Consider the following 25,464-nt stretch of genomic DNA (forward strand, 5'->3'; position numbering starts at 1 on the left):
CTTCAAAAGCAAGCGACCCGCTCGAGGCGGGTCGCATCATATCTCTCAGGCAGCAGGAGTGCGGGTTTGCCCGCATCCCGCGCAACACTTATTGATCGCGCTCCCAGGTCTGGGTGCGGCCGATCAGGCTGATGCCGATGAAGCCGCGCACGTTGAGCTTCTTGCCGTCATCGGCGAGCGACATCTTGCACTTGTAGAGCTTGCCCGTTTCCGGGTCGAGGATCTCGCCACCGGTCCAGTCGTTGTCGCCGGTCTTGCGCAGGCCCGTCAGCAGCGTCATGCCCATGATGGGCTGGTCCTTGCGCGAGTCGGTGCACTTGTCGCAGACCTTCACCTTGGTGTCGTGGGTCTCCACGAGACTGCGCACGAGCTTGCCGCTGTACAGGCCATCCTTCTCGGTGATCTCGATCAGGCCGCGCGGCTTGCCGGTGGCGTCGTCGATGGTCTTCCACATGCCGACGGGTGTCGCCTGCGCGAACGCGGCGGCGCTGCCGGCGAACGCGAGCATGAACAGGCTCGCGCGCAGAAGGGCTCGGGGGGTCAGGATGCGCATTGCCATCTCCTTTGGTTAACTGGCGACGCCAATCTACTGGCGCGCGCCGATCCCTGCAATCACCAACGCCAGTTTGCGTACGCACCAGCACGCCAGCGTGCGAAGTCCGCAGACGTAGCGAGCATGCGGGAAGTGCCGTTTTTTGTCATGCAGCAAATCCAAAGCCGAATTTTTCCTCTAACGCACGCTCGTCGTTCCCTTGCATCGTCACCGTCTTCGTCGCGACCTCGCGTCGGAGACGGTGGGCCGATCGGTCGCGTCGAGGTGTCGATGCCTCGCCGACACCGATCGGAGTCTGACCTCGCAAATGCGAGCGTCGGGTATTCCGCGACGTTGGTCGAGGTCCATCGACACACGCCAACATGCGTTCCGACACACCATCCGACACGCGTTCGAGCGACGATGTTGGTATCGAGTTGTGACAAACCGTTGCGTTGGCGCATCACTCAGTGACCTCGCACACGCGAGCGATCGCACGCGTGTGTTGCGCGCGTCGGACGCGCGCGCACGGTTTGCATCGGCACGTGTGTCGCAGCGTGCGAGTCGTCGCGCGCGACGCGCGAGACCACCGACGATGCCGACGCATCGCGTGGGTCGTGCGTGCAAGCGCGGCGCGCGCGACGCCGCATCGCGTTTTCCGCAAACGTACTGTTCATGCGGGTTTCCGGTGAATGCGCGGGATCATCGAGAGTGCCGATCGCGCGCCGCGAGAGCGATGCGCAGGGTGTCGCGCGTGGGCGTCGCGCAGCGTGTCGCGCGCGTTGGCCGCATGCAAAAACGCGCGGCAACAAGAACCGAAATCTTGCGACGAAAGGAACTTCGACACAGCGATGGAAGTCGAGAGCAACAGGTGAGTCGACGATGTTCGATGCATCGAGACCTGCGTGAGCTAGTTGGAGTCGTTCGCACGCGCAAGTTTTTTTGCACTTTTTTCTTAACATCATCGAACAAACGAATTATGATTCGCCTTGACAAGCGTCTCACTTCATTGCAGCGAGCATCGAGGCAGAAGCAACAAGCAACAAGTAAAGATGATCGATGCCTCGAACGCGCTCGGAAGAGCGAGCATGAAGACCTTCGATGCAGTGTGAGATCGGAGCAATGCAGCGAAGCAATGCAGTCGATGCAGTGAACGAGTAGTCGAGACGCAGGCAGTTGAGCGGGTAGCCAAGGAGCACCAGAACTTTGACGCAGAACAAGCCGAGCTGGCTTTCAAAAACGCGTGCAGTGTCCTGTAGCCCAGTAACGGGATGGGCGAGCTACCCCCTGATGATTGCCATCCGCCGTGCGCGAGGCCTTGCCCGCACCGCGGTGTCACTGACAGATATCTCCTCTTACCGGACCGCGCGCCAAAGAGATGCGCGAAGCGGCCCGATCGAATTTTCCAGGGCGCGGCTCGCCTGGGAAACCCGCGCGAAGACTGCCACTGCGGTCTTCGGCGACCTTCCCGCCAGCCGTTTTCGCACCGCGTGTCGCGGTGCCCCTGCCACCGAATTCATTAGCGTGCGGTCAGCTTATAGCCGTGCGCCGATGAATCGCTCGCTCGACTGGGGTTGTGTTGTTTCGCACCTCGGGTCGGTCGGGTCGCCAACTTAGGTCATTCGATATTCACGTTAGTGAAGGAGTTATCCATGGCAACTGCTGCAAAGAAAAAGCCGGCGGCTAAGAAGGCCGCCAAGCCGGCCGCCAAGAAGGCCGCCGTGAAGAAGGTCGCCGCCAAGAAGGCCGCTCCGGCCAAGAAGGCCGTAGCCAAGAAGGTAGCAACCAAGAAGGTCGCGGCAAAGAAGGTCGCAACCAAGAAGGTAGCTGCGAAGAAGGTTGCAACGAAGAAGGTTGCAGCTAAGAAGGTCGCAACCAAGAAGGTAGCAGCGAAGAAGGTTGCAACCAAGAAGGTTGCCGCCAAGAAGGCGCCCGCAGCCAAGAAGGCCGCGGTCAAGAAGGTTGCCGCCAAGAAGGTAGCGACCAAGAAGGTTGCAGCCAAGAAGGCCGCACCGGCCAAGAAGGCTGCCGCCAAGAAGACCGCTGCCGCCAAGAAGCCGGCTGCGAAAAAGGCTGCTGCCAAGCCTGCCGCCAAGAAGCCTGCTGCGAAGAAGGCTGCCGCCAAGAAGGCTGCCCCTGCCGCAAAGCCTGCCGCTGCGCCTGCTGTTGCTCCCGCAGTCGTCGCCAAGACCGCGCTGAATCCGGCAGCGGCCTGGCCGTTCCCGACGGGCAACCGTCCGTAATCGTTTCGCCTCGCGCGAACGATCACGACAGGGAAGTCGCGGCGCACGCTCAGTGCGTTGCAATGACCGGATACTCTGTATCCGGTCAGCATGACGGAAGTCCTGCAGACCCGCCGAAGCGCTTGCCCGGCGGGTTTTTTCTTTGGTGCCGTCCCCTCGCGTATGCCCTGGTGTATGCCCTCGTGTATGCCAAAGAAAAAACGCCGTGGCCTTGCGGCTCACGGCGTTCCTGTCGAGTGCGGAGACTCAGTGCGTGACGCGGGTAGTGCCCCCCGAAGACAGCAGGCGCACGCGCTCACCGGGGCGGAATACCTCGTCCGCTTCCTGCGTGACCGCACGCATCTCGCCGTTGTCGAGCCGGACCGTGATCTCGAGACCGCGGCGTTGCTGCAACTTGTTCTCGGCAGCGCTGCCGGCAATGCCACCGATGACCGCGCCGAGCAAGCCTGCCGCCACCGCGCCACCACCGCCACCGATCGTGCTGCCGGCGGCGACACCACCGAGCACGCCGCCCGCAACCGTCCCGGCACCGCTCTGCTGGCCCTGGATCAGTACTTCGCGCACGCCTTCGACCACGCCATAGCGAACCGTCTGCTCGCGCCCCGCCTGATCGCTCGTATAGACGCTGTTGGAGTTCGACCAGCTCGCGCAACCGGAGACCAGCGCCGCCGCCAGCGTGGCGGCCATCGCGAGACGTCCACCGCGCGTCGTGTGATGAGTGAAATGGTTCATGGTAGTTCCCGTAAAACCGTCCCAGTAAAACAACCCCATAAATCAGGTCGCGAGCTCGCCGAGTTTATTACTCAGTTGTACCGCTCAGTTGTGGCCCTCAGTTGTACCGATAACCGAATGCCGACTGGAAGCGGTTGCCGATTTCTTCGCGCGACAGCCAGTGGTTCTGCGGACCCTGTTGCGCGATCTTGAGCGCGCCCATCAGCGACGCCAGGCGACCGGTGGTCTCCCAGTCCAGGCCGTTCTCGATACCGTACAGCAGGCCGCCACGGAAGGCGTCGCCGCAGCCCGTCGGATCGACCACGCGCTCGGCCGGCACCGCCGGAATCGCGAACTGCTTGCCATCGGCAAATACGCTGGCGCCGCGCTCGCCGTGCGTGACGATGAACGCGCGCACCTTGGCCGCGACTTCGGCGCTGGTCCACGCCGTGCGCGACAGCAGTACCTGCGCTTCGTAGTCATTGACCGTCACGTAACTGGCGAGTTCAATGAACTGCCGCAGGTCCTCGCCGTTGAACAGCGGCATGGCCTGACCCAGATCGAAGATGAACGGGATATTGGCTTCGGCGAACTGGCGCGCGTGGTGCAGCATGCCTTCGCGGCTGTCCGGCGCAACGATGCCGATGGCCGGACGCTTGCCACCGGTGAGGGCGTCGTGCACGCTCGACAGCGACGACTCGCTCATCGCGCCTGGGTGGAACGCGGTGATCTGGTTGTTGTCCAGGTCGGTCGTGATCATCGCCTGCGCGGTGAACAGTTCGGGCAGCGTGCGCACGAAATCCGTGCCGATGCCGAGGTCGCGCAGGTACTGGAGATAGGGTCCGGCATCCTGGCCGACGGTCGCCATCACGATCGGATCGCCACCAAGCATCTTGAGCGTGTAGGCGATGTTGCCCGCGCACCCGCCGTACTCGCGCCGCATGCCGGGCACCAGAAACGAGACGTTCAGCATGTGAATCTGATCCGGCAGGATGTGTTCGCGGAAACGACCGTCGAACGTCATGATGGTGTCGTAGGCAACGGAGCCGCAAATCAGGCTGGCCATTCTTTCTCCAGAATTGCCCGGCGAGGCCGGGCGGTCAATGTTATGAAAAGTACGATTACTTGAGGGCGGCGAGAGCGGCGTCGTAGTTCGGCTCTTCCTTGATCTCGGACACGAGCTGGCTGTACGTGACGGTGTTGTTCTCGTCGAGCACCACCACCGCGCGCGCGGTCACGCCGGCCAGCGGACCGGTCTTGATGTCCACGCCGTACTGCGACTTGAAGTCGGCGCCGCGCATCAGCGAGAGCGTCACCACGTTGGCCAGGCCTTCGGTGGTGCAGAAGCGGCTCATCGCAAACGGCAGGTCGGCCGAGATGGTCAGCACCACGGTGTTGTCGAGGCTGCTCGCAGCGGTGTTGAACTTGCGCGCCGAGGTCTGGCACGTAGGCGTGTCGAGGCTCGGCACGATGTTCAGAACCTTGCGCTTGCCGGCGAAGTCGGCAAGCGTGACGTCCTTGAGATCCTTGCCGACGAGGCGGAAGTCGGCCGCCTTGTCGCCGGCTTGCGGAAACTTGCCTGCGACTTCGATCGGGTTGCCGCCGAGGGTGACGTTGCTCATCGTTTGCTCCTGGTCTGATGTTGGAATCGGGTGGGAATACGGGAACAGATGCGCGCCTGCAGCGGATGTTGCCGCACGCGTGCGCGCCGGTTCGTCGCCGGCATGCGCGGGCACCCGCGCGGGCTCACATTGGAGCCTGCCGGATACCGCGGACAATCTTAGGGGTAGAAAATCAGCACGCGATAGTTGGCAGCCGCCTGCTGTGTCCGGAATCGTACCCGAACCGGCAGCTCGGTGCCCGCGCGCAGGCCGCTGGTGGCGAATCCGCGCTGGGCCGGCTCCAGATACTCGGCCGGTTGCAGCACGCGGCGCAGCAGCAGCTGATCCTGCAGATCCGTCATAACGAGTTCGATCGCGGGCAATGCGGTGGTCGCGCGGCCCTGATTGCGCATCGTGACGGCAAGCAGATAGACGTCGGTGGCCTCATCCTGCTTCTGCAGCTGCGAGCTGTCGATGCGCAGGGCGTCGAGGTCACGCCAGGGCGGGATGACGCAATGCAGCGGTGCGCACGCGGCTTCGAGCAATGGCCGCAGCGTGGGGAACGTGCCGGCCAGCTGGCTGCGTGCGAGGTAGGTGGCTTCGAGCAATGCGCCTACCGCGAGCACGATGATGGCCACGCGCGCAAGCACGCGCTTGTTCGTGGGCACCGTGACCTTGTGTTCACGCTGCCGCTGCTGGCCGCGGGTATGGCGCAGGAAGTCGGGCGCGAAGCCCGGCATGCGCACGCCGTCGCCGTCGCGGTGCGTGGCCTGTTCCGCGTCGCCGCTTGCATCGGCGTCGTCACCGTTCGAATCGCCAGGCCGTTTGCCGTGCTGTGCGTCCGCGTACGGCGCCTCGTCATTGCCACGCCCGGCGTCGTCTTCGGTGTGGCGGCGGCCGAGCCAGTGCTGTGCGGTGGACTGTCGCGCGGCGCTGCCAGCGGCCGCGAATCCCGTGAAGTCGGTGGCGTCGGTGCCCTCCGAGGTGGCGGAAGGACGGTTACCGTCCTCCCCGCGCGCCTCGGCGGTCTCCGTGCGCAGGAAGCCGCTTGCGCTCGGGATGACGGGTGCCGCGAACGGGTCGTCGGTCGTGGTCGGTAGTGGGGCGTTGGGCGCGGCGCCCGAGGTGGCGCCCGGGGTGGCGACGGCGCGCGCGCTGTAAGCGCCCGATGCCGGAATGCCTGCCGCCTGCGCCTGCGCCTGCGCGCGCGGAGGCGATTTTGCGTCATCCAATGCATCGCCAAACGCGCCGCGATCGAGCGTGGGCCACGGCTCGGGCGCTAAGGTCGCTTCCGTCGGCTCCGGCGGTTCCGTCCGCTCCGGCTCTGCCTCGGCTTGTAGTTCAAGCTCGGCGCCTAATGTAGGCTCGGGCTCGACCACCGCATCCGTTGGGTGTTCCGCGGGGGACGCCGCAGCCGGCTCGGCCATCAGCGCCGCCGTGGGCGCGTCGTCCGATCCGACGACGTCCGCGGCAACTTCCGGCGCGACGCCATGCGCGGCAGCCTGCGGCTCGTCGTAGCCCGCAAGCGTCTCGGACTCGGCCATCATCATCGTGGGCGAGTCGAGCGCGGGGACCTCATAACCGGGGTCGTAGCCGGGGTCGAACGGTTGCTGCGCTTCCTGCGCGTGCGCATCGGCCTGTCGTTGCGCGGCGTGCGCGAGCGCGGCCTCAATCGTCGGTGCGGTGGACGCCGGTGGCGCGGGTGAGGCGGACGGTGCGGTGACAGAAGTCGAGGGTGTCGGCGCCGGCGAGGATGGCGTCGCGGGCACCTCGATCAGGTGCTCGCGCGCATCAAAGACAGTTTCGCACTGGCCGCAGCGAACCAGCCCCTGGCGCAGACGCAACTGGTCCGCGACAAGCCGGAATGCCGTACGGCAAGCCGGGCAGCGCGTGACGAGCTTGGCGGCGGCCATGGCTGGGCCTCAGGATTGTGCGGAAACGTTGGTCACAGGGCGGGTGCCATGCAGGCAGACCCAGCCTTCCTCGCTGCGCCAGACCGACATCGGCAGCCATCGCGCATAGGCGGCGGCCACTTCTTCGGCCTGCCGCTCGAGCACGCCCGACAGCACGAGGCGGCCGCCCGGGCGCACGCGCGCACTGAGCATTGCCGCCATCAGCTTGAGCGGATTGGAAAGGATGTTGGCCACCACGAGGTCGTACGTCGCCTCGGAGACCGATTCCGGTAGCGCGAAGACGGCTTCCACGCGGTTGCGCTCGGCGTTGTAGCGCGAGGCCTCCACCGCGTTGGGATCGATGTCGATGCCGAGCGTATCGCCGGCACCAAGCTTCTTTGCCACGATCGCGAGAATGCCGGAACCGCAGCCATAGTCGAGCACGGTTTCGCCGCGCTGCACATGCTGCTCGAGCCACTGCATACAGAGGCGGGTGGTGGGATGACTGCCGGTGCCGAACGCCAGGCCCGGATCGAGCTCCAGCACCACGGCATCGGGTTCGGGCGCTTCGTGCCAGGACGGCACCACCCATAATTTTTCGCCGACGCGAATCGGCTCGAACTGCGATTGGGTCAGGCGCACCCAATCCTGATCCTCGACCGCGCGCAGCGTATGCGCGGGCACGGGATCCACGCCCAGCGCGTTGGCGGCCGCAGCCAATGCGAGGACCGGATCGACATCGTCGCCAAACAGCGCGACCACGCGCGACCGGTCCCACGCGAGTTGCGTGGGCTCCAGCCCCGGTTCGCCGAACAGCGGCTTTTCATCGGGCGTGTCGGCATCGGCGTCTTCCACCGACACCGACAGCGCGCCCAGATCGAACAGGGCGTCGGACCAGGCTTCCGCCGAATCCTGCGCAACCTCGATCACACATTCCTGAAAAGCCACGGCTCTCCCTTGTTGCGATGTCAGGCTTTTTCGCCCTTGGCCACGGCCTTCTGGGCCAGGCGATGTTCCAGATAATGGATGCTGGTGCCGCCTTCGACGAAGTTGGCGTCCAGCATCAGTTCACGGTGCAGCGGCACGTTGGTCTGAATGCCGTCCACGACCATTTCCGACAGCGCGATGCGCATCCGGGCAATGGCCTGCTCCCGCGTGGCGCCATACGTGATGATCTTGCCGATCATCGAATCGTAGTTGGGCGGCACGAAGTAGCCATCATACGCGTGCGAGTCGACGCGCACACCGGGGCCGCCGGGCATATGCCAGGCGGTGATGCGTCCCGGCGACGGCGTGAACTTGAACGGGTCCTCGGCGTTGATGCGGCACTCGATCGCATGGCCGCGCAGCTGCACGTCCTTCTGGCGCACGCGCAGCTTCTCGCCGAACGCGATGCGGATCTGTTCCTGCACGATGTCGATGCCGGTGATCAGCTCCGTGACCGGATGCTCCACCTGCACACGCGTGTTCATTTCGATGAAATAGAACTCGTTGTTCTCGTACAGGAACTCGAACGTGCCAGCGCCACGATAGCCGATCTTCTTGCAGGCCTCGGCGCAGCGATCGCCGATGCGCTCGATCAAACGGCGCGGGATGTGCGGTGCCGGCGCTTCCTCGATGACCTTCTGGTGGCGGCGCTGCATCGAGCAGTCACGCTCGCCGAGCCAGATCGCCTGCCGGTGCTCGTCGGCCAGGATCTGGATCTCGACGTGGCGCGGGTTCTCGAGGAACTTCTCCATGTACACCTCGGGGTTGCCGAACGCGCGTCCGGCTTCCTCGCGGGTCATGTTGACCGCATTGATCAGCGCGGCCTCGGTGTGCACCACGCGCATGCCGCGGCCACCGCCACCGCCAGCCGCCTTGATGATCACCGGATAGCCCACGCGACGCGCGGTCGCAAGGATCTCCTTGGGATCGTCGGCCGGCAGTGCGCCGTCGGAACCCGGCACGCACGGCACGCCGGACTTGATCATGGCCTGCTTGGCCGAGACCTTGTCGCCCATCAGGCGAATGCTCTCGGAGGTCGGGCCGATGAACACGAAGCCCGACTTCTCGACGCGTTCGGCAAAGTCCGCATTCTCGGACAGGAAGCCGTAACCCGGGTGGATGGCCTGGGCGTCCGTGACTTCCGCCGCCGAGATGATGGCGGGCATGTTCAGGTACGACAGTGGCGAAGGTGCCGGGCCAATACAGACAGCCTCGTCGGCAAGCTTGACGTACTTGGCTTCCTTGTCGGCTTCCGAGTACACCACCACGGTCTTGATGCCCAGCTCGCGGCAGGCGCGCTGGATACGAAGCGCGATTTCACCGCGATTCGCGATCAGAATTTTTTCAAACATGGTCTCTCTCTGCGAGAACAGAAGCGAACCCGCGCATGGCCGGGGGCGGCACGGGGAGGGCTCGCGGCCGGCGGCGCCGGCCCGAAGCGCATCAGCCGATGACGAACAGCGGCTGGCCGTATTCGACGGCCTGGCCGTTCTCGACCAGGATTTCCTTGATCACGCCGGCCTTGTCGCACTCGATTTCATTGAGCAGCTTCATGGCCTCGATGATGCAGACGGTCTGGCCTTCCTTGACCGCGTCGCCAACATTGACGAACGCCGAGGCGCCCGGCGACGGCGCGCGGTAGAACGTGCCTACCATGGGCGACGTGACGATGTGGCCAGCCGGCAGTTGCGGCGCGGCGGGAGCGACGTCGGCGACCGGAGCGGCCTGCGTGGCGCCGCCCTGGGCAACCGGCAGTGCCTGCATTTGCGGCATGGCCATCGGCGCCACGATCTGGGGCGGTGCCTTCACGATGCGCACCTTGCCCTCGCCTTCGGTCACTTCCAGCTCCGAGATGCCGGATTCGGCCACCAGGTCGATCAGCGTCTTAAGCTTGCGCAAGTCCATCTTCTTGTCCTCCAGAATCGGGTTGTCCGGTCGCCATCGCGCGCAGTACGCGCCCATGGCGGCGGGGAATCGTTCATGACAAAGGCGCCTGGCGGTCGCCATGGCGCCTTGTCGTCAAATGAGTCGTCGCGGGCTAGCCGTTCGGCTCGACCGCTTCCTGTGCAAGCACGTATTCGAGCGCCAGCAGGTAACCCTGCCAGCCCAGTCCGCAGATCACCCCGACCGCCTGATCGGAGAAATAGGAGTGATGACGGAACGGCTCGCGTCGATGCACGTTCGAGAGGTGAACCTCGACGAACGGAATCGCCACCCCGGCCAGCGCGTCGCGCAGTGCCACGCTGGTATGCGTGAACGCGGCCGGGTTGATGATGATGAAATCGACGCCTTCGGTGCGGGCCGCATGAATGCGATCCACCAGCGCGCCCTCATGATTGGACTGGAACGTCTGCAGTGCCAGGCCAGTGTCAGTGGCGCGCTTGACCAGCGCTTCGTCGATATCGGCCAGCGTCGTGTGCCCGTACGTATCCGGCTCGCGCGTTCCCAGCAAATTCAGGTTCGGCCCATGCAGGACCAGCACCTTGGGGTAGCGGGCAGAGCGGCTAGCGGAACGGTTTGCGGACACGGGTTGCGTCACAGTACCTCGACCAGATCAACGAAATTGCGCGGAGATTACCGTAGCTTAGAGGGATTTGTCTAGCGGGGGATACAGCCGCCAGTGCGATGCAGCACGTCTTTTTGACCACTTTCGGTCATTTTGCGTCCCCGGCGGCGCTTGCAGGCACGTTTCGCGGCATATTCGACGGGGATCGACGCCGGTTACACGAAATTAACGGCGAAACGGCCGGCGCGCGTCAGCCTTGGGTTAGCTTTTCGGCAGCACCGCGCGCAATTCCTCCATATGCACGCGCCCCAGTTTGGAGAATTTGACCGCGCCGTCGGGAGCGATCACGAGCGTAAAGGGCAGGCCGCCCTGCGCGTTGCCGAGGCTGCGCGCCAGTTCGGTGCCCTGGAAGCCAGCGACTGCGAGCGGATAGGCCACCGGCACCTTCTGGAGGAATTGTTCGATGTTCTTCGCCGAATCGATGCCGATGCCGACAAATTCAACATTGCGCGGCGTGTATTCCTTATGCAGCGCGGTGAGTTCGGGCATTTCCTCGACGCAGGGGCCGCACCAGGGCGCCCAGAAATTGACGACCAGCGTCTTGCCGCGCAGCTTGCCCAGATCGACATCGCCACCGCCCGGCGCAGGCAATTTCGCCTGATAGAGGGCCTCGACCGCGCCATCGGCGGCAGGCTTGGGTGAGAACACCGAATGACTCGCCAGCGCGCCGGCCACGGCGGCAATCACGGCGAGGACGATCCACAACCAGAGGCGGCTGCGGCGGGGTGCGGTGGAAGCAGAAGTCGTCATGTTGGCAGCCGTTGGACGGCACTCACTATATATAGAAGGTTTCGGGACGGGGCGGGGTCAGGAGGCAAGGGCGCGGGTCAGGGGCGGTTGGCGCCGTTATCGTCCCCGCTGTCGTGACTGTCCGCCTGCAGCAGCGCCAGCACCACGGTCAGATCGGCGCGTGCCACGCGGCCGCTCGCATCGGCGCGTAGCGCGCCGCGTTCGTCATCGGCATCGTAGAGCGCGATATGCAGACCGACCGGCGCGCCCAGCTCCGCGCGCACCTCGCCCGCCAGCAGGCGGGCCTCGCGCTGCGCGGGCCACTGGCCCCGCCAGAGAAAGCTCAGTGTCTCCACGTCGGCGCGGCCGCCGAAGTGGCGCGACTCGCTGGTGTCGAAGTCGACCCCCGCGTTGAGCAGGTGGAGCGCGACGTCTTTGGGGCTATCGCAGAAGCATTGCAGATAGATATCGGAATGTTCGGTCGCGGTGCCGTTGAGCACCGCGCCGACCAGATAAGGCCGGAATGGGGCCAGGTCCGTCATCGCCAGCACCGCGACGCGGCGCATCAGCGCGAGAATGCGCGGCTGGCTCTCGCCGTGGAATAACGCCTGGTAGGCGCGCACCTCGGCCTCGATGGTCTCGTTATCGGGCAGCCACTCCCCGGCGACGCGCACGTCGCCCAGTAACTGGCGCGCGGCCTTGCGCTTGGCGGTGGCGTAGTCGGCGCCATCCTCGGCGATCATGCGCGCGGCGGCCTGCGCGATTTCCTCGCGCAGACGGGTGGGATCGGAAGGGACACGTCGGGACATGCCGAAATGATACCGGACCCGTCCCGTGGCCGCGTCTGCTACCAAGCGTCGCACGCGGACGGTCAAAACTGGAGCGAGCGCGGGTCGGTGGCCGCGGGCGGGCGCACCCCCTCGGGTACAATCATCCGCTCCCCGCCCGGGAGAGCCGCTGGCCCCCGGGCCCCAGTTTTCGCGCACGATGAGTTGCGCAGGATTTCCCCGACGCACCATGCATATTCACATTCTCGGCATCTGCGGCACGTTCATGGGTGGCCTCGCGGTGCTGGCCCGTCAGGCGGGCCATCGCGTCACCGGCTGCGACGCCAACGTCTATCCGCCCATGAGCACACAGCTCGAGGCACAGGGCATCGAGCTGATCGAAGGGTTCGACCCGTCGCAGCTGTCGCTCGAACCCGACCTGTTCGTCATCGGCAACGTGGTCTCGCGCGGCAATCCGCTCATGGAAGCGATCCTCGACCGCAACCTGCCTTACACGTCGGGTCCGCAATGGCTGGGCGAGCATGTGCTCGCGGGCAAGTGGGTGCTCGCGGTGGCCGGCACGCACGGCAAGACTACGACCACCTCGATGCTCGCGTGGATTCTCGAGGATGCCGGCTACGAGCCGGGCTTCCTCGTGGGTGGCGTGCCGCAGAACTTCGGCATTTCCGCGCGTCTGACGGAATCCGACTTCTTCGTGATCGAGGCCGACGAATATGACACCGCGTTCTTCGACAAGCGCAGCAAGTTCGTGCACTACCGCCCGCGCACGGCGATCCTGAACAACCTCGAATACGATCACGCCGACATCTTCCCCGATCTGGCCGCCATCGAGACGCAGTTCCATCACCTCGTGCGGACCGTGCCACGGCAGGGCCGCCTGCTGGTCAACGGCAACGAGCCGAGCCTCGCGCGCGTGCTCGAGCGCGGCTGCTGGAGCGAACTGGAACAGTTCGGCATGGGCAACTGGCGCGAGGGCAATGCCGCCACGCCGGTGCCCGCGGGCAAGGACGGCTTCGACGTCTGGTTCGACGACAAGGGTCAGGAAACGCCGCAGGGCACCGTGATCTGGGATCTGCAGGGCACGCACAACCGCATGAACGCGCTCGCCGCCATTGCCGCCGCGCGCCATGTGGGCGTGCCGCCGGCCCGCGCGATCGAGTCGCTGGGCCGCTTTGCCAACGTCAAGCGCCGCATGGAAGTGCGCGGCGTGGCCAACGGCGTGACGGTGTACGACGATTTCGCGCACCATCCCACCGCGATCCAGACCACGCTCGACGGCCTGCGTCGGCGTGTGGGCGAGGCGCGCATCCTGGCGGTGCTCGAGCCGCGCTCCAACACGATGAAGCTCGGCGTGATGAAGGCCCAGCTACCGGCCAGCCTCGAAGGCGCCGACCTCGTGTTCGGTTACGGCGCGCCCGGCGGCAAGGATGCGCTCGGCTGGGATCTGGCCGAATCGCTCGCCCCGCTCGGCGACAAGGCCGAAGCATTTCAGGACATCGGCACGCTGGTCGCCGCGGTGCGCGCGGCCGCGCGGCCCGGTGACCACGTGCTGGTGATGAGCAACGGCGGTTTCGGCGACGTCCATCGCAAGCTGCTCGACGCGCTCGCGGCCTGACGGGAGTCGCGCAATGCTGCTGTATCTGCACGGCTTTCGCTCTTCGCCGCAATCGTTCAAGGCGCGTCTGGTCCAGGACCGCATGCGTGCGTGGGGTGTGGGCAAGGCATACGCGTGCCCGATGCTCGATGTGTCGCCCGCCGCCGCGATCGCGCGGGCCGAAGCGGCCATCGCGGGGGCGCGCGCGGCCGGCGATGTCGACATCGCCATCGTCGGGTCGTCGCTGGGAGGGTTCTATGCGCGCTGGCTGGGCGAACGCCACGGCTGCCGCACGGTGCTGCTCAATCCGGCCATCCACCCGTGGACCGACCTCGAGAAGTATCTCGGCGACCAGCCGCTATGGCACGGCGGCGGCTCGGTCCGGGTCGAGCGTCATCATCTGCAGGAATTGCTCGACCTGCGCGTTGACGCGATCACCGACCCCGCGCGCTATTACCTGATGGCCGCGACCGGCGACGAAGTGCTCGATTACCGCGAGATGGTGGCGGCCTATCCCGGCGCGCATCTCCGCGTGATCGAGGGCAGCGACCACGGCATCAGCGAATTCGCCGACTATGTCGACGATGTGCTGGCTTTCTGCGGCTACCGCCCTGACGCACAGATGCCTACCGCCTCCGGCGTGCCGGCGGCATGACGGGCCCGTTGCACCGTCACGCGCGCCATGGCGGCGGCGCGTGGCAGGCCCATCTGCCGTACGACGCCAATATCTCCGCGAACCTGCGCCGCTGGGTGACCGGAGACGCGGGCTCGCTGACCGCGAGGCTGATCTCGGCGTCGTCGCGCTTTCGCGTATCGCGCCTCGCGCAACGGCTTGCCATGCCTTATGCCGACGAATGGCAGACGCTTGGCTTGCCAGCCCCGGTACCGGTGCTCACGCGCGAGGTCATGCTGATCTGTGACGAAGTCACGGCCATTTACGCGCATACCGTGGTGATGGCACGGCATGCGCGTCGCGACTGGCCGTTTCTGCGCGGGCTGGGCGAGCGCCCGCTGGGCGGCAGGCTGTTCGTCGATCCGCGCGTGTCGCGCACGCCGTTCGAGTTCGCGCGGCTGCGCCCGGACCATCCGATGCGGGTGGCGATGCGGCGCGTGCTGCCGGACCTTGCGCGCATGCCGATGCTGCCGGCGCGACGCTCGGTGTTCCATCGCGACGGCGGCGCCATGCTTGTCACCGAAGTTTTCCTGCCCGATCTGCAGTCGCGGCCGGCGCCCGTGCGCCGGCCCTGACAGGCTTTGACCGACGTCGACTGAATCCAAACGGGGCACCGTTGCGGGGCCGTAGTGACGGTGGTGGAGTATCATGCCCGCTCCCCTCCTCATTGCGCCCGGTGCCGTGTCCCGGCATTTCTGAAAGTACCGATCCATGCAGTTGCTGTTCGAAGAAGGCGGCGAAATTCGCGCCGGCACCGTGCTCGCCCAGCAGGGCGAGGCCTACCAGGTCGAGCTGCCCGCGGGCAAGCGCACCAAGGTCAAGTCGCGCGACGTGCTGTTGCAGTTTGCCCAGCCATCGGCGATCGAGATGGTGCGGCAGACCGGCGACCTGGCGGCCGAGATCGATCTCGACTTCCTGTGGGAGTGCGCGCCCGCCGAGGAATTCGGCTTTGCCGACCTCGCCAGCGAGTATTACGGCGCCGGCGCGGATGTCGTCAGGCAGGCCGCGCTCGCCATCGCGTTGCACGGCAGCCCGGTGTATTTCCGCCGCAAGGGACGCGGGCGCTATCAGCGCGCGCCTGAAGATCAACTCAAGGCCGCGCTGGCCGCGCTCGAGCGCAAGAAGCAGCAGGCGCTGGTGCAGGCCGAGTACGAGGCCCAGCTCAAGGCCCTGACGCTGCCCGATGCGTTCCGCGGCAAGGTGCTGCCGCTGCTGTTCCGGCCCGACAAGAACAGCCTCGAATACAAGGCGATGGATGCCGCGTGCACGGCGCTCGGCATGTCGCCGATGCGGCTGATGGTCGCCGTGGGCGGCATTGCGAGCCCGCGCGCGCTGCACGAGGCGAAGTTTCTGGCCGAATGCTTCCCCAAGGGCATTGGCTTCCCTGATGTGACGGTGCCCGAGCCGTCCGGCGACCTGCCGCTGGCCGATGTGCAGGCGTTCTCGATCGACGACGTCACCACGACCGAGATCGACGATGCGCTGTCGGTCACCACGCTGCCCGATGGCAAGCTGCGCGTGGGCGTGCATATCGCCGCGCCGGGCCTCGGCATCCAGCGTGGCGATGCGCTAGACGCGATCGCGCGTCAGCGTCTTTCCACGGTGTACTTCCCCGGTGACAAGATCACGATGCTGCCGGACGCGGTGGTCGAGCGCTACACGCTGCAGGAAGGGCGCACCTGCCCCGCCGTGTCGCTGTATGTCACGGTGGACATGCAGGGTGGAGATGGCGGCGCGCCGCTGATCATTGGCAGCGAGACGCGCGCCGAGCGCGTGCCGATTGCCGCCAACCTGCGTCATAACCTGCTCGAGGATGTCGTGACCGAAGCCGCGCTGGCCGCGGGCACCGGCGACTATCCGTTCCGCGAGGCGCTCACGCATCTGTATCACTTTGCCGGCCATCTGCACGACGAGCGCCAGAAGGCGCGCCTTGCCAGTGGCCTGCGGCCCGAATCGCACAATCGCGCCGACTACAGCTTCTACATCGACACACTCGACGATGGCAGTGAGCTGGTGCGCATCGAGCAGCGCAAGCGCGGTTCGCCGCTCGACAAGATCGTGGCCGAGCTGATGATCCTGGCCAACAGCACGTGGGGCAAGCTGCTGGCCGACCACGGGGTGCCCGGCATCTATCGCACGCAAAAGGCGTGGGGCATGCATCGCACGCGCATGCAGACCTATCCGGCGCCGCACGAGGGGCTGGGCGTGGCGCAGTACGCGTGGAGCACGTCCCCCTTGCGTCGCTATGTCGATCTGGTCAATCAGTGGCAGATCATCGCGGTGGCGCAGCATGGCGTGACCGCCAAGCTGGTGGCGGCGTTCAAGCCGAAGGATGCCGATCTGCTGGCGGCGGTGGCGGACTTCGAGGGCACTTACGCGGCCTATGCCGACCATCAGTCGACGATGGAGCGGTACTGGTGTCTCCGTTGGCTCGCGCAGGAGACGCGCGACCGCATGCTGGCCTCGGTACTCAAGGAGGGAGCGGTGCGCTTTGCAGAGATTCCGCTGGTGACACGCGTGCCGGAACTCGCGCAGGCGCAGCGCGGCACGCAGGTCATGCTGGAAATTGCAACGACCGACGAGATTTCCCTCGACGTGTCGTGCCGCGTGCTGGAAGTCTACGCCGGCGACGCGGTGCCCGAGGACGATCTGGGGGCGGACGAGGGGATGGAGGAAGCGGCAGAGGCGTCGGCGGAAGATGCCGCCGAGATCGCCGCGCAGGAGGCCGCGGAGGCGGCCGCGGAGGGCGCTGGGCAGGAAGTGCCGGACGAGGCAGCTGCGGATAGTGACGCAGATAGTGACGCGGATAGTGACGCGGATGGCGAAACCCAAGCGTCGGCGGCGCGCGACACCCCCCCTTCGCCAGCGCCCTGATCGCTTCGGAAATGCGGTTGGCTCCCTTACAATCCAGTCTGCCCGCCAACCGCATGACCAACCGATCGTAACCGAACGTGAACGCCACCCTAGCCGCTCCGGGACCCTCGCGCCCTCCGCGCCACCCGCGCCAATGGTGGCAATCCAGCAGCACGCTGGTCAAGGCACTGGTGGTGTCGTTGCTGATCCATGCCGTGCTGCTGATGGTGCGGATTGCCGCGCCTGAAGTCTTCGAGATCAAGCGTTCGGATCCGATGCTCGATGTGGTGCTGGTCAACTCCAAATCAGCCGACAAGCCGCGCAATCCGACCGTGCTGGCGCAGGCCAACCTCGACGGCGGTGGCGACCACGACGTGCAGCGCGCGACCACGCCGCTGCCCGCGCAAACCGAATCCAAGGACGGCGATCTGGTGCGACAGGTGCAGCGCCGCGTCGAGCAGCTCGAGCAGGAACAGCAGCGTCTGATGACGCAGTCGCGCGAGCCGGCGCCGTCGGTGCGCAGCCAGCCCGTCAAGCCCGGCGAACAGCGTGTGGACCCGCTGCAGCGCGGCCAGGACGAGCGCACGAGCGTCGATGAAATGGCCAAGCTCGAAGCCGAAATCGGCAAGAACCTCGAGCACTACGCCAAGCGCCCGAAGCGCATGCAACTGACCGCGACGAGCGCGCAGGGCGTGGATTACGCACAATATTACGATCGTCTGCGGCGCAAGATCGAAGCCCGCGGCACGAGCGATTTCCCGCAACGCAACGGCAAGCCGCTCTATGGCCAGCTGATTCTCGTGATCAACGTCAATCGCACCGGCAAGCTCGGCTACAACCGCGATGGCTACAACGTCGAGTCGATCGACGTGGCCAAGAGCTCGGGCGATGCGGCGCTGGATCGCCAGGCCGTGGCGATCGTGCGCGCCGCCGCGCCGTTTGGTCAGTTCTCTCCGGAAATGCAGGCTCGCCAGGACATCCTCGAGGTCATTTCCACGTTCAAGTTTTCGCGCAGCGGACTCGATGTCCGGCTGCAACCGCGCTGATGACAGATTCCCAAGACCAGGCCAGAACGCAAGCCGATCGCTACGTCGTAATTGGCAATCCGGTGGCGCATAGCCGCTCGCCGGCCATTCATGCCGCGTTCGCGCGCCAGACCGGCGAAGCCGTGCAGTACGAGCGCCTGCTGGCACCTCTCGACGGGTTTGCCGACACGGTGCGCAAGTTCTTTGCCGATGGCGGTTACGGCTGCAACGTGACCACGCCGTTCAAGATCGAGGCGCACGATATGGCCGATCGCCTGACCGATCGTGCGGAAGCCGCTGGCGCGGTGAACACGATGTGGATCGAGGACGGACTGATTCATGGCGACAACACCGATGGTATCGGCCTGGTGCGCGATATCCAGGACAACCTCGACACGCTGCTCGAAGGCCGCCGCATCCTGCTGCTGGGCGCCGGTGGCGCGGCCATGGGCGCGATGCTGCCGCTGATCGAATGCCGTCCCGACCGGATCATCGTGGCCAACCGCACGGCCGCGCGCGCGAGCGACATGCTCGAGGCATTCGCGGAGGCGGGCAATCAGTACAACGTTGAACTCTGGGGCGGTGGCCTCGATGCGCTGGACGGCCTGTCCGAAGACGAGGCCTGCGACGTGGTGATCAACGCCTCGGCCAGCAGTCTGCAGGGCGAGGTGCCGCCGGTGCCCGAGTTTCTGCTCGGCCCGGATGTGCTGGCCTACGACATGATGTACGGCGCAGCGCCGACCGTGTTTCTCGCCTACGCGGCGCAATGCGGCGCACGCACCAGCGATGGTCTCGGCATGCTCGTCGAGCAGGCGGCCGAGGCGTTCTACAACTGGCGCGGCGTGCGGCCAAAGACCGCGCCGGTGCTGACCGAACTGCGCGCGAGTCTGCTGGCGGAAGCGCAGCGCTAAAGCCGCCCCATGCGCTGGCTCGGGTACGTGTGCGGATGCCTCGTCGCGGGCGTGCTCGCGATGCAGCTGTACTTCTTCCTGCAGATCGCCAGCTGGCAGTACGTCAATCCGTCGTCATCGTCGTTTATGCGCGCCGAGCACTGGCGCCTGTGCGGCTTCAACTTCTGGAGTTGCTCGCTGGACCATCAATGGGTCCGCTATGACGATATCTCGCGCAATCTCAAGCGCGCGGTGATCGCGAGCGAGGACGCGGACTTCGTCAATCACCCCGGTTACGAACTGGACGCGATGCTCGATGCGTGGGAGCGCAACAAGCAGCGCGGCCATATCGTGCGCGGCGGTTCCACCATCACGCAGCAGCTCGCCAAGAACCTGTTCCTGTCGTCGGAGCAGAACTATCTGCGCAAGGGGCAGGAGCTCGCCATCTCGTGGATGCTCGAGTTCTGGCTCGACAAGCAGCGCATCTTCGAGATCTACCTGAATTCGGTGGAGTGGGGCGAGGGGGTGTTCGGTGCGGAAGCGGCCGCGCATCATTACTTCAACACGAGCGCGGGCAAGCTCGGCGTGGGCCAGGCCGCGCGCCTTGCGGCCGCGCTGCCGGCACCGAAGTGCTTCGACAAGAAGACGTATTGCGCCAATGTACGCGTGAATTTCCGCGTCAAGGCCGGCATCATCGCGCGCCGCATGGGCGCGGCAGCTCTGCCCGATTAATTAGGGCGGCGCTGTCAAAACGAAGCGAAGCGGTCCTGGCTAGGCGCGCGGCCGCAGACAGTACAAGTGGTACGGCAAGGCCGCGCAACGACGCCAGGATCGTTTTGACAGGGCCGCTTAGCCTAACCAGCCTTTGCGACGGAAGTAGATGAGCGGGACGGCTGCCGATACCGCCATCAACCCGATCGCCCACGGATAGCCCGCGGCCCAGTCGAGCTCCGGCATGATCTTGAAGTTCATGCCGTAGATGCTGGCGATCAGCGTGGGCGGCATCAGCGCCACCGACACCACCGAGAACAGTTTGATGATCTTGTTCTGGTTGATGTTGATGAAACCGACGGTCGCATCCATCAGGAAGTTGATCTTGTCGAACAGGAACGCGGTGTGGTTCTCGATGGAATCGATATCGCGCAGGATCTGGCGCGCTTCGTCCTGCTGCTCGGCCGACAGCATCTGACTGCGCATCAGGAAGGACACCGCGCGACGCGTGTCCATCACGTTGCGGCGAATGCGGCCGTTCAAGTCTTCCTCGCGCGCGATCATCTCGAGCACGTCCGCGGCGGCGGCATCGGTCACGTTCTCCGCCAGCACGCGGCGGCTCGCTTCCTCCAGCCGTTCGTAGATCTCCTCGATCGAATCCGCCGAGTATTCGGCGTCGGTCGCGTAGAGATCCATCAACACGTCCTTGGCATTGCGCACCGAGCCCGGTCGCATGCGCGCGCGCAGCCGCACCAGGCGGAATACGGGCAGGTCTTCGTCGTGAATCGAGAATACGACGTCGCGCGTGAGCACGAACGCCACGCGCACGTTGCGCGAGGTGCCTTCCTCATCGAGCAGGAAGTCTGTGCGGATATGGATGTTCTCGTCTTCGCCCTCGAAATAGCGGGCGGATGCCTCGAGGTCGCCGAGGTCTTCTAACTCGGGCAGGACCACGCCATAGGCTTCCTTGATCCACGCGAGTTCCTCGTCGTCGGGGCTGACGACGTCGATCCAGATGGGCTTGTGCTGCAACAGCTCGTTGCGCTCGTCGACCTGCTCCTGGGCAAGCCGTCCCTTCTGCAGGACGAACAGGTTGATCATCCGTGATTCCTTGTGACTGATGACGCCGTGTCGACGCTGTCTCGACGCTGATTCGATACTCGATCGCTACCTAGTCGGGAAATGGGTTTCCCGGGATTCTGATGGCCGCGAGTTTAGCCCAACGCGGGGGGGCTTGTTAAGCGAAATCTGGCTGAAATTTGGGGTCAACGGTGGCGCCGCAACGACGGTCCGAGCATCACGCTGGACAGCGCCGCGAACATCAGCACGATGGCTGCGTAGTCCTGCCAGTGTGGGCGCTCGCCCAGCATCAGCATGCCCGAGAACACGCCGACCACCGGGATGAACATGATCGACAGGCTCGACACCACCGGCGGCAGGCTGCGGGCGAGTGCGAACCAGACCAGATGGCAATAGGCGAACACCACCACCGCGTTGTAGCCGATGGCGGTCCATTCGATCGCATTGGGCATGCGCCAGCCCGACTCCAGCAGCAGCGAGCCGAACCCGAGAAAAGGCAGTGCGATGACCAGCATCCAGAACGTCAGTGTGCCGATCGGCACGTCGAGCTGCGTGCGTTTCATCAGCTGCGTACCGTAGCCCCAGCCGGCCGCGGCCGCGAGCATCAGCAGCGTGCCGGAGGGGCTGCCGGTGAGCGCGGCCAGCTCGCCCGACAGCAGCAGGATCGTGCCGGTGAACGCGCAGCCGATGCCAATCCATGCGGACAGCGCGATGCGCTCGCGGAATAGCAGCAGGCCCCAGATGACGGCCCAGATCGGCATCGTGTAGCCGAGGATCGCGGCGCGGCCCGAGGACAGCATCTTGACCGCGCAGATCGCCAGCAGATGCCACACCACCATGTTCGGGATCGCGAGCTTGACCACGGTTGGCCACGCCGCGCGCGGCACTGCCAGCGACTCGCCGCGCAGGCGCAGCGCCAGGCCCAGTGCCACCACGCCGCCGGCCATACACAGAAAGCGAAAGCCGAGCGCGGGAAAGTGGGCCACGCCGATCTTCATGACCGGCCAGTTGACGCCCCAGGCAAGGGTAAGGATGACGAGCAGGATAAGACCGCGGCGGTCCAGAGTCATGGGAGGTGGGCGCCTGGCGACGGCATGCTGCCGCGTTGGCGCTGTCTTGTTATTGGAGTGGAGGTCGACGGGATGACGTTACCGACGTACGCAGTGAAATACGCGGAAAGAGGCCAACCTTAGCATGCGGCGTTAGAATTGGCGGCAACGACCTTAGCGTCATCCTGATACCGAGTCTCCCATGACCTTCACCGAGCAGCTGTCCGCCGCATGGCAGCGCAACGATTCCCTGCTGTGCGTCGGGCTGGACCCCGACCCCGCCAAGCTGCCGATGTCACTGACCGGCGCGGGCGGCGCGATCTTTTCGTTCTGCCGTGAAATCGTCGATGCCACGGCCGACCTCGTCTGTGCGTACAAACCGCAGATCGCGTACTTCCACTCGCAGCGGGCGGAAGATCAGCTCGAGCAGCTGATCGAATATATCCACGACGCGCATCCGGGCATTCCGGTGGTGCTCGACGCCAAGCGCGGTGATATCGGCTCCACGGCCGAGCATTACGCGATCGAGGCGTTCGAACGTTACAACGCGGACGCGGTGACCGTGAGCCCGTATATGGGCTTCGATTCGATGGAACCGTACCTCGCGTACCCGGGGCGCGGCGTGATCGTGCTGTGCCGCACCTCGAACGCGGGCGGCTCGGACGTGCAGTTTCTGCCGGTGGATGGCAAGCCCGTGTATCAGGTGGTGGCCGAGTCCGCGCGTGAGCGCTGGAATACCAACGGCCAGATGGGCCTGGTGGTGGGCGCGACGTTCCCGGCCGAGATCGCGCGCGTGCGGCAGATCGTTGGCGACATGCCACTGCTGATTCCCGGCATCGGCGCGCAGGGCGGCGATATCGAAGCCACGGTCAAGGCAGGCCGCACCGCCGACGGCACCGGCATGATGATCAATTCCTCGCGCGCCATCCTGTACGCCAGCCGCGACAAGGACTTCGCCGAGGCCGCCCGCAAGGTCGCGACGCAGACCCGCGACACCATCAACCGCTACCGCCACGGTTGATCGGGTTTCGCCCTCTCCTTTGGGGAGAGGGCACCCTCAAGCTTCGTTCCGAATCAATTCCAGCAATCCCCGCAATGCATGCTCCGCCGCCTGGCGGCGAATCTGCGCGCGGTCGCCGCGGAAGCGCTGCGTCTGCGTCAGCGTGGTAATTCGATTGCTCCAGCCGAAACAGACCATGCCGACCGGCTTCTCGGCGGTGCCACCGCCGGGTCCGGCCACGCCGGTGATCGACAGCGATACCTGCGCGCGGCTATTGAGCAAGGCTCCCTCGGCCATCGCGTGCGCCACCTCCTCGCTGACCGCGCCATGATCGCGAATCAGCTTGGCGGGCACGCCGATCATGGTGGTCTTGGCTTCGTTCGAATAGGTGACAAAGCCGCGCTCGAACCAGCCTGACGAGCCGGCAATATCGGTGATGGCGGCCGACACCAGGCCACCCGTGCAGGATTCGGCCGTGGTTAGCATCAGCGAGCGCTCGGAGAGCGCCACACCGATCTGGACGGCAAGTTGGTCGAGCAGGCGACTGACGGACATGATCGTGGATTCGGCAGGAGATGGGCGGTGCGTTGCGTAACGGGGAAGCGCGCTCAGAACGAACGCCACAGCGCGAACACCAGCAGGGTGTAGAACGCGGCGAACACATCGTCAAACATCACGCCAAACGAACCCAGCAGGCCCGGCCCCTTCAGCGTACGGTCGTAGTAACGGATGGGCGCGGGTTTGGCGATATCGAACAGCCGGAACCATAGGAACGCCGCGAACTGGCCCCAGAACCCCGTGGGCATCACGAACAGCAGCACGATCCAGAAGGCGACAATTTCGTCCCACACCATGCTGCCATGGTCGAACACGCCCATGTCGCGCGCGGTGCGCGCGCACGCCCACAGCCCGACCAGAAACCCGCCGCCGATGATCCAGAACCACGTAGTGGGCTCGATCCACAGCGAAATGACGACAAACGAGAGCCAGCCGTAGAGCGTGCCGACGGTGCCGGGGCCGACCGGCGACAGGCCGGAGCCGAATCCGTACGCGATCAGGCGGGCCGGGTGGCCGAACATGAAGCGTGCCGTCGGGCGGATCACGCGCACGGTCTGGCCGGCATCGAGCGTGATGGGGTCGGCCGGATTGGCGGCGGCGCCGGGTGCGGCACCGGGGGGATAGGCGGACATCGGATGAGAATCGGCTCGGAGTTTATGTTCTTGTCAGGCAGCCCACACTTCACGAAAAAACGGGGCCACACATGGCGGCATCATGACACGGCTTGTGTCACCCCGTCATGCAGTAACGCCCGATCGGCCAATGCGTGGACGCGCGGGAGGGGGAGCCCAGGGCGAAACTCGGGGCGAAGATCAGAGCGAAGGTCAGGGAGACGCGAAGTGGTCGAACCCGGCACCGTCGAAGCGGCACGGGTTGCCCTCCCGGTCGACCAGACGCAGCCCCGCTTCCGAAGTGATCGCGCCGACACGTGTGAGCGGCAGGCCAAGCCGCGCGCTGATCTCGGCAAGGGCCTCGCGCGCGGTCGCCGGTGCCGTGAAGCACAGCTCGTAGTCGTCGCCGCCAGTCAGCGTGCACAGACGCTGGCAGTCCTCGGGCTGGTTGGCGAGGATGGTTGAACGCGGCAGGGCATCGACGTCGAGCCAGGCGCCCACAGCCGAGCGCTCGAGAATATGACCGAGGTCGCCCAGCAGCCCGTCCGAGACGTCCAGCGCCGCATGGGCGACGCCGCGCAGCGCCAGGCCGAGCGCGACGCGCGGCGTGGGCGTGTCCATGCGCGGCCGCACCGCGCTGAAATCGGGTTCGGGCAGCAGCCATTCCCCACGGAAATCGCCGAGCGCGAGCCGTGCATCGCCAAGCGTGCCGGACACCCAGATATCGTCACCGGGGCGTGCGGCATCGCGTCGCAGCGCCTGGCGCGGCGGCACGTCGCCAAACACCGTTAGCGATAGCGTCAGCGGTCCGCGCGTGGTATCGCCGCCAATCAATTCGCAACCGTGCGCGTCGGCCAGTTCCAGCATGCCGGCCGCCAGTTCGGCGAGCCAGGGCGCTTCGGCCGTCGGCAGGGCCAGCGCCAGCGTGAACGCGCGCGGCTCGGCGCCCATCGCGGCCAGATCCGACAGATTGACCGCCAGCGCCTTGTGGCCGAGCGAGCGGGGCGGCACGTCCGGAAAGAAATGACGCCCCGAAACGAGCATATCCGTGCTGATCGCGAGCTGATGGCCGGGGCGGCCCTCGATCAGCGCGCAGTCGTCACCAACCCCAAGCGCGGCCTTGCGGACCGGACGGGTGAAATACCGGCGGATCAGGTCGAACTCGGATAAAACAGGGGAGGAGGCCGAGGACACCGGCGGGGAGGCGGGCTGCGAGGGAGGGGGCATCGGCGGGCGAGCGTGGCAAATCAGGGGCCGTGGAGAATACGGCTGGTCAAGCCCATCGGCATGCGGCATATTGTACCGAAACGCAAAGCTGCCCCGCGCAAAACGCTTATTGTGAAATAATATTTCACAATATAAAATGCGGGG

The 25,464-nt window shown here is 65.6% G+C and carries 26 protein-coding genes; 9 read left to right on the forward strand and 17 right to left on the reverse strand.

The window, feature by feature from the left end; translation table 11 throughout:
- Positions 1 to 88: 88 nt before the first annotated feature.
- Positions 89 to 553, reverse strand: coding sequence for a DUF2147 domain-containing protein (locus tag LDO41_RS20460; RefSeq protein ID WP_223991551.1), 465 nt, complete (start codon positions 551 to 553; stop codon positions 89 to 91).
- A 446-nt stretch (positions 554 to 999) separates the two neighbouring features.
- The gene (locus LDO41_RS20465) at positions 1,000 to 1,209 is read right to left on the reverse strand and encodes a hypothetical protein (RefSeq protein ID WP_223991552.1); all 210 of its coding nucleotides are present in this window, start codon (positions 1,207 to 1,209) and stop codon (positions 1,000 to 1,002) included.
- Between the two features lie 975 nt (positions 1,210 to 2,184).
- Between LDO41_RS20465 and LDO41_RS20470 the strand changes: the two genes are divergently transcribed.
- Positions 2,185 to 2,775: a histone H1-like DNA-binding protein gene (locus LDO41_RS20470; RefSeq protein ID WP_223991554.1), complete on the forward strand. Its 591-nt coding sequence runs from the start codon at positions 2,185 to 2,187 to the stop codon at positions 2,773 to 2,775.
- 246 nt (positions 2,776 to 3,021) lie between these two features.
- Here LDO41_RS20470 and LDO41_RS20475 read toward each other — a convergent pair whose 3' ends face one another.
- From LDO41_RS20475 to LDO41_RS20520, 10 genes are all read right to left on the reverse strand, one after another.
- Positions 3,022 to 3,507 (reverse strand): outer membrane lipoprotein, encoded by a 486-nt coding sequence (locus LDO41_RS20475; protein WP_223991555.1) that lies wholly within the window; start codon positions 3,505 to 3,507, stop codon positions 3,022 to 3,024.
- A 97-nt stretch (positions 3,508 to 3,604) separates the two neighbouring features.
- Positions 3,605 to 4,552: a carbohydrate kinase family protein gene (locus tag LDO41_RS20480; protein ID WP_223991557.1), complete on the reverse strand. Its 948-nt coding sequence runs from the start codon at positions 4,550 to 4,552 to the stop codon at positions 3,605 to 3,607.
- Positions 4,553 to 4,607: 55 nt separating this feature from the next.
- Complete coding sequence (tpx, locus tag LDO41_RS20485; protein ID WP_223991559.1) at positions 4,608 to 5,108, reverse strand: thiol peroxidase; 501 nt, start codon at positions 5,106 to 5,108, stop codon at positions 4,608 to 4,610.
- A gap of 158 nt (positions 5,109 to 5,266) precedes the next feature.
- A complete protein-coding gene (locus tag LDO41_RS20490; protein WP_223991561.1) occupies positions 5,267 to 7,000 on the reverse strand; it encodes a DUF3426 domain-containing protein in 1,734 nt (577 codons plus the stop codon).
- A gap of 9 nt (positions 7,001 to 7,009) precedes the next feature.
- Complete coding sequence (gene prmA, locus LDO41_RS20495) at positions 7,010 to 7,927, reverse strand: 50S ribosomal protein L11 methyltransferase (protein ID WP_223991563.1); 918 nt, start codon at positions 7,925 to 7,927, stop codon at positions 7,010 to 7,012.
- Positions 7,928 to 7,947: 20 nt separating this feature from the next.
- On the reverse strand, positions 7,948 to 9,318 hold the full coding sequence (gene accC, locus LDO41_RS20500) for an acetyl-CoA carboxylase biotin carboxylase subunit (RefSeq protein ID WP_223991565.1): 1,371 nt from the start codon (positions 9,316 to 9,318) through the stop codon (positions 7,948 to 7,950).
- Between the two features lie 91 nt (positions 9,319 to 9,409).
- Positions 9,410 to 9,871 (reverse strand): acetyl-CoA carboxylase biotin carboxyl carrier protein, encoded by a 462-nt coding sequence (gene accB, locus LDO41_RS20505; RefSeq protein WP_223991567.1) that lies wholly within the window; start codon positions 9,869 to 9,871, stop codon positions 9,410 to 9,412.
- Between the two features lie 133 nt (positions 9,872 to 10,004).
- Positions 10,005 to 10,493 carry a type II 3-dehydroquinate dehydratase gene (aroQ, locus tag LDO41_RS20510; RefSeq protein ID WP_223991569.1) on the reverse strand — a complete coding sequence of 163 codons (489 nt, stop codon included), beginning with the start codon at positions 10,491 to 10,493 and terminating at the stop codon, positions 10,005 to 10,007.
- Positions 10,494 to 10,733: 240 nt separating this feature from the next.
- A complete protein-coding gene (locus LDO41_RS20515; protein ID WP_223991570.1) occupies positions 10,734 to 11,282 on the reverse strand; it encodes a TlpA family protein disulfide reductase in 549 nt (182 codons plus the stop codon).
- 77 nt (positions 11,283 to 11,359) lie between these two features.
- Complete coding sequence (locus LDO41_RS20520) at positions 11,360 to 12,070, reverse strand: UDP-N-acetylmuramate--alanine ligase (protein WP_223991572.1); 711 nt, start codon at positions 12,068 to 12,070, stop codon at positions 11,360 to 11,362.
- Positions 12,071 to 12,278: 208 nt separating this feature from the next.
- On the opposite strand from LDO41_RS20520, the gene mpl reads away from it, so the two are divergent.
- The 7 genes from mpl to mtgA all read left to right on the forward strand — a co-directional run bounded on the left by mpl (position 12,279) and on the right by mtgA (position 19,816).
- Entirely contained in the window at positions 12,279 to 13,664 is a 1,386-nt protein-coding gene (mpl, locus tag LDO41_RS20525; protein ID WP_223991574.1) for a UDP-N-acetylmuramate:L-alanyl-gamma-D-glutamyl-meso-diaminopimelate ligase, read from the forward strand.
- 13 nt (positions 13,665 to 13,677) lie between these two features.
- A complete protein-coding gene (locus LDO41_RS20530; RefSeq protein ID WP_223991576.1) occupies positions 13,678 to 14,298 on the forward strand; it encodes a YqiA/YcfP family alpha/beta fold hydrolase in 621 nt (206 codons plus the stop codon).
- A complete protein-coding gene (locus LDO41_RS20535) occupies positions 14,295 to 14,891 on the forward strand; it encodes a chorismate--pyruvate lyase family protein (RefSeq protein ID WP_223991578.1) in 597 nt (198 codons plus the stop codon). Before LDO41_RS20530 ends, LDO41_RS20535 begins: the two co-directional genes overlap by 4 nt.
- Before the next feature lie 136 nt (positions 14,892 to 15,027).
- Positions 15,028 to 17,190, forward strand: a complete 2,163-nt coding sequence (locus LDO41_RS20540) for a ribonuclease catalytic domain-containing protein (protein ID WP_223991580.1) — start codon at positions 15,028 to 15,030, stop codon at positions 17,188 to 17,190.
- Between the two features lie 77 nt (positions 17,191 to 17,267).
- Positions 17,268 to 18,215, forward strand: coding sequence for an energy transducer TonB family protein (locus tag LDO41_RS20545; protein ID WP_223991582.1), 948 nt, complete (start codon positions 17,268 to 17,270; stop codon positions 18,213 to 18,215).
- Entirely contained in the window at positions 18,215 to 19,105 is an 891-nt protein-coding gene (gene aroE, locus LDO41_RS20550) for a shikimate dehydrogenase (protein ID WP_223991584.1), read from the forward strand. Before LDO41_RS20545 ends, aroE begins: the two co-directional genes overlap by 1 nt.
- Before the next feature lie 9 nt (positions 19,106 to 19,114).
- Positions 19,115 to 19,816 carry a monofunctional biosynthetic peptidoglycan transglycosylase gene (gene mtgA, locus LDO41_RS20555; RefSeq protein ID WP_223991585.1) on the forward strand — a complete coding sequence of 234 codons (702 nt, stop codon included), beginning with the start codon at positions 19,115 to 19,117 and terminating at the stop codon, positions 19,814 to 19,816.
- A 117-nt stretch (positions 19,817 to 19,933) separates the two neighbouring features.
- On the opposite strand, the gene corA is transcribed toward mtgA, so the two are convergent.
- Together corA and LDO41_RS20565 are read right to left on the reverse strand one after the other, a co-directional pair.
- Positions 19,934 to 20,896 (reverse strand): magnesium/cobalt transporter CorA, encoded by a 963-nt coding sequence (gene corA / locus LDO41_RS20560; RefSeq protein ID WP_150370707.1) that lies wholly within the window; start codon positions 20,894 to 20,896, stop codon positions 19,934 to 19,936.
- Positions 20,897 to 21,060: 164 nt separating this feature from the next.
- Positions 21,061 to 21,945: a DMT family transporter gene (locus tag LDO41_RS20565; protein WP_223991587.1), complete on the reverse strand. Its 885-nt coding sequence runs from the start codon at positions 21,943 to 21,945 to the stop codon at positions 21,061 to 21,063.
- Between the two features lie 181 nt (positions 21,946 to 22,126).
- Between LDO41_RS20565 and pyrF the strand changes: the two genes are divergently transcribed.
- On the forward strand, positions 22,127 to 22,945 hold the full coding sequence (gene pyrF, locus LDO41_RS20570) for an orotidine-5'-phosphate decarboxylase (RefSeq protein ID WP_223991589.1): 819 nt from the start codon (positions 22,127 to 22,129) through the stop codon (positions 22,943 to 22,945).
- Positions 22,946 to 22,981: 36 nt separating this feature from the next.
- Here the strand turns inward: pyrF and LDO41_RS20575 are convergent, their stop codons facing one another.
- From LDO41_RS20575 to thiL, 3 genes are all read right to left on the reverse strand, one after another.
- Positions 22,982 to 23,479 carry a CinA family protein gene (locus LDO41_RS20575; RefSeq protein WP_223991590.1) on the reverse strand — a complete coding sequence of 166 codons (498 nt, stop codon included), beginning with the start codon at positions 23,477 to 23,479 and terminating at the stop codon, positions 22,982 to 22,984.
- A 53-nt stretch (positions 23,480 to 23,532) separates the two neighbouring features.
- Entirely contained in the window at positions 23,533 to 24,114 is a 582-nt protein-coding gene (locus LDO41_RS20580) for a phosphatidylglycerophosphatase A family protein (RefSeq protein ID WP_223991591.1), read from the reverse strand.
- 192 nt (positions 24,115 to 24,306) lie between these two features.
- Positions 24,307 to 25,320, reverse strand: coding sequence for a thiamine-phosphate kinase (thiL, locus tag LDO41_RS20585; protein WP_223991592.1), 1,014 nt, complete (start codon positions 25,318 to 25,320; stop codon positions 24,307 to 24,309).
- Between the last annotated feature and the right edge of the window lie 144 nt (positions 25,321 to 25,464).

This window comes from Cupriavidus pampae (assembly GCF_914271485.1).
GTDB lineage: Bacteria > Pseudomonadota > Gammaproteobacteria > Burkholderiales > Burkholderiaceae > Cupriavidus > Cupriavidus pampae.